Origin of the sequence: Chthoniobacter sp., assembly GCF_040003245.1 — a bacterium.
GTDB lineage: Bacteria > Verrucomicrobiota > Verrucomicrobiia > Chthoniobacterales > Chthoniobacteraceae > Chthoniobacter.
The window spans coordinates 1-7,826 of sequence record NZ_JBDUCX010000293.1 but is presented as its reverse complement, the minus strand read 5'-3'; the positions used below and the strand labels follow the sequence as shown (position 1 = coordinate 7,826).

At 63.8% G+C, this 7,826-nt stretch carries 8 protein-coding genes; 4 read left to right on the top strand and 4 right to left on the bottom strand.

All coding sequences use genetic code 11. The features are described from left to right. Together ABJF10_RS27320 and ABJF10_RS27315 are read right to left on the bottom strand one after the other, a co-directional pair. On the bottom strand, nucleotides 1-738 hold a 738-nt coding region (locus ABJF10_RS27320), incomplete at its 3' end, for a sigma 54-interacting transcriptional regulator (protein ID WP_348547792.1). Continuing rightward, nucleotides 735-2,117: an ATP-binding protein gene (locus ABJF10_RS27315; protein WP_348547791.1), complete on the bottom strand. Its 1,383-nt coding sequence runs from the start codon at nucleotides 2,115-2,117 to the stop codon at nucleotides 735-737. The genes ABJF10_RS27315 and ABJF10_RS27320, both read right to left, overlap by 4 nt. Nucleotides 2,118-2,298: 181 nt before the next feature. On the opposite strand from ABJF10_RS27315, the gene ABJF10_RS27310 reads away from it, so the two are divergent. Next, entirely contained in the window at nucleotides 2,299-3,198 is a 900-nt protein-coding gene (locus tag ABJF10_RS27310; RefSeq protein ID WP_348547790.1) for a transporter, read from the top strand. Nucleotides 3,199-3,214: 16 nt separating this feature from the next. Next, nucleotides 3,215-3,934: a TonB family protein gene (locus ABJF10_RS27305; protein ID WP_348547789.1), complete on the top strand. Its 720-nt coding sequence runs from the start codon at nucleotides 3,215-3,217 to the stop codon at nucleotides 3,932-3,934. A 177-nt stretch (nucleotides 3,935-4,111) separates the two neighbouring features. Here the strand turns inward: ABJF10_RS27305 and ABJF10_RS27300 are convergent, their stop codons facing one another. Continuing rightward, a complete protein-coding gene (locus tag ABJF10_RS27300) occupies nucleotides 4,112-4,930 on the bottom strand; it encodes a TIGR00282 family metallophosphoesterase (protein WP_348547788.1) in 819 nt (272 codons plus the stop codon). Nucleotides 4,931-5,060: 130 nt separating this feature from the next. Beyond that, on the bottom strand, nucleotides 5,061-6,461 hold the full coding sequence (locus ABJF10_RS27295; RefSeq protein WP_348547787.1) for an SGNH/GDSL hydrolase family protein: 1,401 nt from the start codon (nucleotides 6,459-6,461) through the stop codon (nucleotides 5,061-5,063). Between the two features lie 211 nt (nucleotides 6,462-6,672). Here ABJF10_RS27295 and ABJF10_RS27290 point away from each other — a divergent pair, with 211 nt between their 5' ends. Together ABJF10_RS27290 and ABJF10_RS27285 are read left to right on the top strand one after the other, a co-directional pair. Next, nucleotides 6,673-7,311 (top strand): MotA/TolQ/ExbB proton channel family protein, encoded by a 639-nt coding sequence (locus tag ABJF10_RS27290; RefSeq protein WP_348547786.1) that lies wholly within the window; start codon nucleotides 6,673-6,675, stop codon nucleotides 7,309-7,311. Then, nucleotides 7,308-7,715, top strand: a complete 408-nt coding sequence (locus tag ABJF10_RS27285; protein WP_348547785.1) for a biopolymer transporter ExbD — start codon at nucleotides 7,308-7,310, stop codon at nucleotides 7,713-7,715. Before ABJF10_RS27290 ends, ABJF10_RS27285 begins: the two co-directional genes overlap by 4 nt. Nucleotides 7,716-7,826 lie beyond the last annotated feature (111 nt).

The window sequence follows — 7,826 nt, the reverse complement described above, 5'->3', positions numbered from 1 at the left end:
GAGCTTCGCCTGGATGGCCGGGGAGATCTCGGCGATTTCATCGAGGAAGAGCGTACCGCCGCGGGCGCGCTCGAGGTGGCCTTCGCGGGAGGTCAGCGCGCCGGTGAAAGCGCCCTTCTCGTGGCCGAACAATTCGCTCTCCAGCAAGTGCTCGGGGAGCGCGGAGCAATGGAGCGTGACGAAGGGCGCTTCGCTGCGCGTGCTATTGGTATGAATCACGCGCGCGGCGAGGGTCTTGCCCGTGCCGGTCGGGCCGGAGATGAGCACCGGTGCGTCGCTCGTGCAGGCGTGGGAGATTTCCACGAAGCAGCGCTGCATGGCGGGCGCGGCGCCGATGAGCAGGGAGGGCGAGGATGGCGCGGAGGTGGTTGGCGCCGGCGTGACGCTGGCGAGCTGGCGAATGGTTTCCTGGACTTCGGGCAAGTCCAGGGGCTTCACCAGGTACCCGGCGGCACCGATCTTTTTCGCAGCCACGGCGTTCTCGAGATTGCCGTGCGCGGTGATGATGAGCGAGGGCAGCGTCGGAGCGCGTTGGCGGATTTGCTTGAGCACTTCCAGCCCGCTCATGTCGGGGAGGCCGATGTCGAGAATGACCAGCGCGAAGTCGCCGCGCGCCAGTTCCTCGAGCCCGCGCTGACCGCTGGAGCAGAGCAGGGCTTCGTGCCCGAGACGCTTGCAGACGGCGCCGAGCGCGCTGGCCACGGCGTGTTCGTCTTCGATGATGAGAATGGGTTTCATGGGAGAGTGGGGAGTTGCAGGGTGACGACGGCACCGCCTTCGGGAGCATTGGTGGCGGAGAGCGAGCCGTGGTGCGCCTTGAGGATTTCCGCGGTGACGCTCATGCCAATGCCCATGCCGCCTTCTTTTTCGGAAAAGAAAAGATCGGCGTGGTGGGCGAGCGCGGGAGCCGAGAAGCCGGGGCCACTGTCGTGGAAAACCAGGCGTACCGTGCTGTCGCTTTCGCCGCGAATGGTCACACTGCCGCCGCCGGGCATGGCTTGAATGGCATTCAAGGTCACATTGCCGATGGCCTGGGCGAGGCGGCTGGCATCGACCTTGGCGCGCAATCCGGCGGGCACTTCATTGACGATCCGCACGCGGGCGTGTTCGGCCTGCGGGGTGAGGGAGCGCACGACGCCGGCGACGATTTCGCCGAGATCGGCGGGTGCCATTTGCGGCGATTGCGGTCGGGCGAGAAACATCCATTGCTGCACGAGTCCCTCGATCTTCGACGCCTCGCCGAGCAGCACGGGCAGCGAGTCGCTGGCCGTGCTCGCGAGGTCGCCATTGTGCGCGGAGCCGATGAGCTGGGCGTGCATGCGGATGGCGGCGAGCGGATTGCGAATCTCGTGGGCGAGGCCCGTAGCCATGCGGCCGAGGATGGCGAGGCGCTCGGCCTGCTCGCGGCGGGCGCGCTCGTCGGCGAGTTGCGCGCGGGTGGCGAGATAGGCACGGGCGAGCTGGCCGATTTCATCGGAGCGCTCGGAGCCCGGCAGGGCGCCGCCGGGATCGTTCTCGATATGCGGCAGGCGCTCCGCGAGCAGGCGCAGCGGGCGCACGAAACCGCTGGCCAGCACCCAGGCCAGCGCCACGGAGAAAATCCAGAAAGCCACCAGCAGCGAAAGGGTTTCGGTGCGCACGAGGAACGACCACGCGGGCTCGACGTCGCGCACGAGGATGAGGCTCAAGTCATTCTCCAGCGGCACGGCGATGGCCTCGAACTCGGACCCGGCCCGCACGATCCCCTGCTCCTGCCCGAGCGCACGCAAGAGCTCGCGATACTCCTCCAGCGGGCCGGTCACGGGCGGGATGGTCTCCAGGCTCTGGCGCATCGCGAGGCCGTTGTCGCTGGGCGTCATGTCCCACGCGCGGCGCCGGAAGAACACACGCATATTGAGCACCCGGCTGAGGTAATCCGCGACGCGTTCATTCGCGGGCAGGCGGGCGCTCTTGATAAAATCGGCATTGGTGTGCGCAAGGGTGGCGAAGACATGCCGCGATTCGCGCTGCGCCGCCGCGTGCAACCACAGCGCGAGGGCGGTGGATCCCACCACGACAAAGAGCAAAAAAGGCAGCGCGAGGCGCAGCCAGAGGCTCGAGATGGGACGGACGAACATGCGGTGAGGGATAGAATGTAAACAGCGACAAGACTGGCGAGGTTAAATCCTATCCCGATTTCACGGCGAAATGCGGGCGAACGTGGCTTCGTGTCTCTTTAGCACAGAGCGCGCCGCCCTCTGGCACACCCGCTGCTAGGCCGCGCGCCTGTTCGTTACCACCCAAACACTCAACCCTTGCATGATTCATCCATCTGTCAAAATTGCCCTGCTTTTCCTGGCCTCCGCGTCCGCGGTCGTGGCTGCGGAGACGGCCGCCGCGCCCACCACGCGCCTGCCGGAAACCACGAGCACGGCCCTCACTTCCGTCCTGAGCGAAAACACGCCGATCGGTGAAACCGGACGCCCGGAATGGACCGGCGCCCGCCGCTTCACCGGCACGCGCGTCTACATCCAACAGGAGCCGGGGGAAGTGGGCGTGGAAACCTGGTGGCGGATGAAGAATCATCGCGACGGCTCCAAGTCGCACCGCTTACTGGAGGAGGTGGAAATCGGTCTACCATATCGCATGCAGCTCGATCTCTACAATGACATCGAGGGCGACGATAAGGGACGCTTCCATTACCAGAGCTTCAACGTGGAGCTGCGTTATGCGCTCGCGGACTGGGGCAAGATCTGGGGCAACCCCACTTTGTACGGCGAATACAAGTTCGCCGACAGTCATTGGGGGCCGGACGTGTATGAATTCAAGATCCTGCTCGGCGACCAATTTCTCTCGCGCTGGCACTGGGGCGTGAATTTCGTGTGGGAAGCGGAAACGGCCGGCGAACGCGAACAGGAATTCCAGATCCCGCTGGGCCTGAGCTACTCGGTGATCGATGGCAAACTCGGCGTGGGCGTGGAAGCGCTCTATGACCACGACACCGTGAAGGGCGAGCGCGGGCATCCGGCGCACCAGTTCAACATCGGCCCGAGCCTCCAGTGGCGCCCGACGCCGCGCCTGCACGTCGATCTCTCCTGCCAGTGGGGCACGAACAATCGGTCGGAACGCGAGATCACCTGGGTGATCATCGGCTATGATTTCGGCCGGGTGGGCCACTCCGAGCGCGCCTATACGCCGATGAGCGGCCGGCAGAATTAAGTGTTATCGTCGCGGTATGACCCGCAGCGCGCTCATCTTGTCATGCGCCATTCACGGCAGCGTCCTGGCCTTGGTTGGTTGGTCGTCGCTGTTGGTGGCGCCGCGCCTTGATTCACGCAAAGCCGAGGTGAGCGTGTCTCTTTCGCCCGGGGAGGAAGAGAACGTCCTGTTCATTGACGACTTCCAGACTCCGTGGATGCAGCCTCCGCAAATCGTCCCGCCATCGGCCGAGACGAGTTTTAGTCCGCCAGTGCCGACGTTCAAACCGCCGCCCATGCCCGTGGCGACGATGGAAGCCGCCGCGTCACCCATCTCCACGACGGCCGACATGCCGCAGAAGATGCCGTCCATCGCTCCGGCGAAGAAGGAGCGCGCGCCGCGCACGGCCAGCGCCTCGGCGCGCCGGGGCGCGTCGAGCGGCGCGGTCGCGGGCCTGAGTGCCGGCGGCGGTGGCGGGTCGGGATATGTGCCACCGCAATACCTGCTGCGCTACAAGCCGCCCTACCCGGAGCAGGCCCGTGCGCAACGGTTGGAAGGCGTGGTGCTGCTGTTCGTGGGAGTGGACGCGGCGGGACGTGTGACCAGCGCGAGCATCCGACAGGGATGCGGTCACGCGATGCTGGATCGCGCGGCGCTCGAAGCGGTGCGGTCGTGGAAGTTCACTCCCGCGCGGCAGGGTGACCGCGCCATTCCAGCGACGGTGGAAGTTCCGATCCGGTTCAACTTCTCCGCCTGACCTCTATCCCGGAAAATGAAAACGCCTCTTGGGTGGAGAACCCTAGAGGCGCTTTCTGCTCGGGGAGAGAACGACGCCATTGATAGGGCCGCGGTCTGCGGACAGCAAGGAAATTTTATTCCAATAAATTACGACAATGTAAGTCGTTTTATATAAGATACTTACGGATCTGAATTTCTACTTCGCGGCCGCCGGCGGGGCGGGGTCCGGGGGGACGTACATCTCGGCGTAGCGCTCGATGGACAGGGCGCGGCCGGTTTGCTCGTCGATTTCGATGATCGCGCCGAGGAGCTTCACGGGGCCGCGGGCCACCGGGTAGAGGATCGGGCGCCCGGTGCGGAAGCGCTCGATGATCGGCGAGATCTCGCGGCCGAGGCAGCTTTCACTCGGGCCGCACATGCCGGCATCGCAGAGGAAGGCGGTGCCGCCGGGGAAGATCTGTTCATCGGCGGTCTGGGTGTGCGTGTGGGTGCCGCAGACGGCGCTGACCTTGCCGTCGAGGAAGCGCCCCATGGCGATCTTCTCGCTGGTCGTTTCGCCGTGGACGTCCACGAAAATCACCGCCGTCTCCGCCCGCACGCGCGCGACTTCCGCTTCCATGGCAAGAAAGGGATTCTCCAGCGGCGGATTCATGAACGTGCGGCACTGCACATTGATGACGCCGACCTTGCCCTTGGGCGTCTCCAGCACGATCGAACCGGCGCCCGGGGTGTTCGGCGGGTAATTCAGCGGACGCAACAGCCGCGGCTCGGTATCGATGAAGGGCACGATCTCTTTCTGGTCCCAAATGTGATCGCCGCTGGTGATGACCGCGATGCCGCAGCGCAGCAGATCGATGGTGATCTTGGGCGTAATCCCGCGGCCATTGGCGGCGTTCTCGCCATTGACGACCACGAAATCGATTCCGCGTTCTTCGCGCAAGCGCGGGACGGTATCGATGACGGCGCGCCGGCCCGGTTCACCGACAATGTCGCCGAGAAAAAGCAGTTTGAGCATCGTTTAGGAAGTAGCCGCGTTTGGCGTGATGGGCACGCTAAAACGGAGTGGATGGTTGATTCCCGGAAAGCAAAAGGCCCGCGAACCACTCGGCGTGATTCGCGGGCCAGATTATTTTGCGATCAGCGTCTTACTTCGCTGCAGCCTTCACGGGCTTAGCGGGCTCCTCGGGAGCGGGCGCGAACTCGTACTTGTGCGGCGCGGGCTGGTTGGCCTGGTAGATCTGGTCTTCGATGCCCTTCGCCATGGCGAGGAGCTCGGCGACCTTGGCCTTCTGGCCGGTGTACCACGTTTCGAATTCGGCTTTCTTGGCGGCGTATTGCGGGTCTTTCTCGTCGATCTTGGCGAGGTCGCGGCGCTTGCCCTTGAGCTGGCCGTACTGGTCGCGCAACGGGTGATACGCGGTGTCATTCCGTTGCTTGTTGAGCAGGGCGACCTTGAGCGCTTGCTGATACTCGGGCGTCTTGTCGTTTTCCTCGAGCTCCACACCGAAGGCGAGCTGGCCGGAGGCGTAGGTGCCGATGGTCTGGCCATCGATCTTGAGGGTGTACTTGCCGGGCTTCAGGCCGCGCACGCTGACCTTTTCATTGGAAAAGTGATGGCCCGCGTGGGTCATCTTGTAGCCCTCGACCGCATCGGGCGGGAGCACCCACGGGAGCTTCTCCGCGGCGAAGGTGAAGCTCACGGCATCGGCCGCGCCATTGAAATCGGTGATCTTGCCGCCGCTGGCCGTGGCCGCGAGCTTGCCGGCCTTTTCGTCGACCACGATCTGCGTGCACTGCGAGCGCGGCACGATGTCCTCGAGGATGGCCGTAGCCATCACCACCTGGCCGGCTGGCCCGGGATGCACGCCATCCGGGATCATGGTGAAATTCGGCGTCTTCTTGCGGGCCGCGATGGTCAGGTCGTTGAGCGGCGAAAACATATCCACGAAGCCCAACCCACGGTTTTGCGCCTGCTCCTGCAGCCATCGGCCGTAAAGAGCGAGGACCCCATTGTAGTAGGTCTTCCGGGGTTCGGCGTTGTCACCCTTCATGGACTTGGACCGCGAGTCGAACATCGTGGGTGTCATCGGGATCGCCGTGGCGCCGAGGGCCGCGATCTTGTCCAGCACCGTGGTCATGCCCTGTTGGTAGTTGTCGAAGATTGTCTTATCGAAATCGCGATAGCCGCCGTCGTTCATGCCGAGGAGGATGGTCACGTACTTCGGCTTGTAAGCCGCCACGTCTTCATCGAAACGCGTGATCGCGTCCTGGGCGCGGTCGCCGCCCACGCCCGAGTTGTGGAAGTGGATGTGCAGCTTGGGGTAGCGGGTGTAGAAGAAGTCCTCGATGTATTGGGTGTAAAGGCACTGGTGGGTAATCGAATCCCCGAGGAAGACGAGCGTGTCGCCGTCCTTGAGGTCGACCGCTTCGAGGAAGGGCTTGAACTCCGACGCCGGCGGAGCGGCGGGAGCGGCCGGCTTGGTCTCGGCAAAAGCGGCCGAGGCGGCGAGAAGGGTGGCAAGGGATGAGGCGAGGATGCGATTCATAGGAGGGTTTCTAGGGTGGGTGTGCGGGAAGGGAACCCGGAGGGTGCGCGGTTCTTGGGAAAAAACAAAAGGCAAACTTCGACCCAGGCAGCGAACCGTGAGCCGCGCTTGATGAGCGCACGGCTGGTGCTCCTGGGTAATCGATATCCGCCGTTAATTGCAATATTATTGCATTAATATAAAGGGGCTGAGACTGTCATATCCTTATTTTATGTTCCAACTGTTCGTCAAAGGCGGCCCGATCATGTGGCCCATTCTCTGCACTTCGATCGTCGCCCTCACCGTCGTGTTGGAGCGGCTGCTCTTCATCGTGCGGGAGCGTTTCAAACGGCAGCCCCGGGTGGTCGGCGAAATCCTGGCCAAGGTGGAGGCCGGCGATTTCAACGGGGCGGTGCAGGTCGGCGCCGGATCGCAGGACTTCGTGGCAGCGACGCTGGTTTACGCGCTGGAGAACCGGGACAAATCCGTCTCGGAAGCGCTCCTGCGCGCGGCCAACTGGGAACTCAAGCGCTTCAATCGCGGGCTGGCCATTCTCGATACGGTCATCACCCTGGCGCCGCTGCTCGGCTTGCTGGGAACGGTGACAGGCATGATCCATTCCTTCAGCCTCCTCGGGGGAGCGGAACTCGGCGCGCCGCAGGCGATCACCGGCGGCATCGCAGAAGCACTCATCGCCACGGCCTTCGGCCTGAGCGTGGCCATCCTCGCCTTATTGCCATTCAATTACCTTAATGCGCGACTGGAGGAGGCCCGGCAGGACATCCAGGATGCGGCCTCGCACCTGGAGCTGTACCTCGTGAAGCGAGCCCCGAATCGCGCCTCGGAAACACTGGAGACCGCCAGGGTATGAACATCCCCTCCCCACGGGCGCAGAAACGAGCGCGCATCGAAATCATTCCGCTGATCGATATCGTTTTCTTCCTGCTCGCGACCTTCGTGATGGTGTCGCTGTCGATGGTGAAGAACCAGGGCATCTCCGTAAACCTACCAATCGCGGCCACGAGCGCGGCGCAGGAGCGAAAGGAGGGTACGACCATCTCGGTGAACGAAAAGGGCGATTACTTCTTCAACAAGGAGCCGATCACGCTGGAGCAACTGCCGGCGCGCCTCACGGCCTTGAAGAACACCGATCCCGATCCGCGCGTCTTCATCAACGGCGACCAGAAGGCGGAATTCGGCAAGGCCATCGCCGTGCTGGATGAAGTGCGCAAGCTGGGCATCAGCAAAGTGGCGATCGAGACGAAGACGAAATGAGCGGCAGGACGGAGATGCAGCCTCCGCCAATGTCCACCCGGGATTCCACCCGGCGGGGCGTGCTGCGCCCGCCGGCGACGGGCGGCAGTTACGCGCTCGGGTTGTTGATCG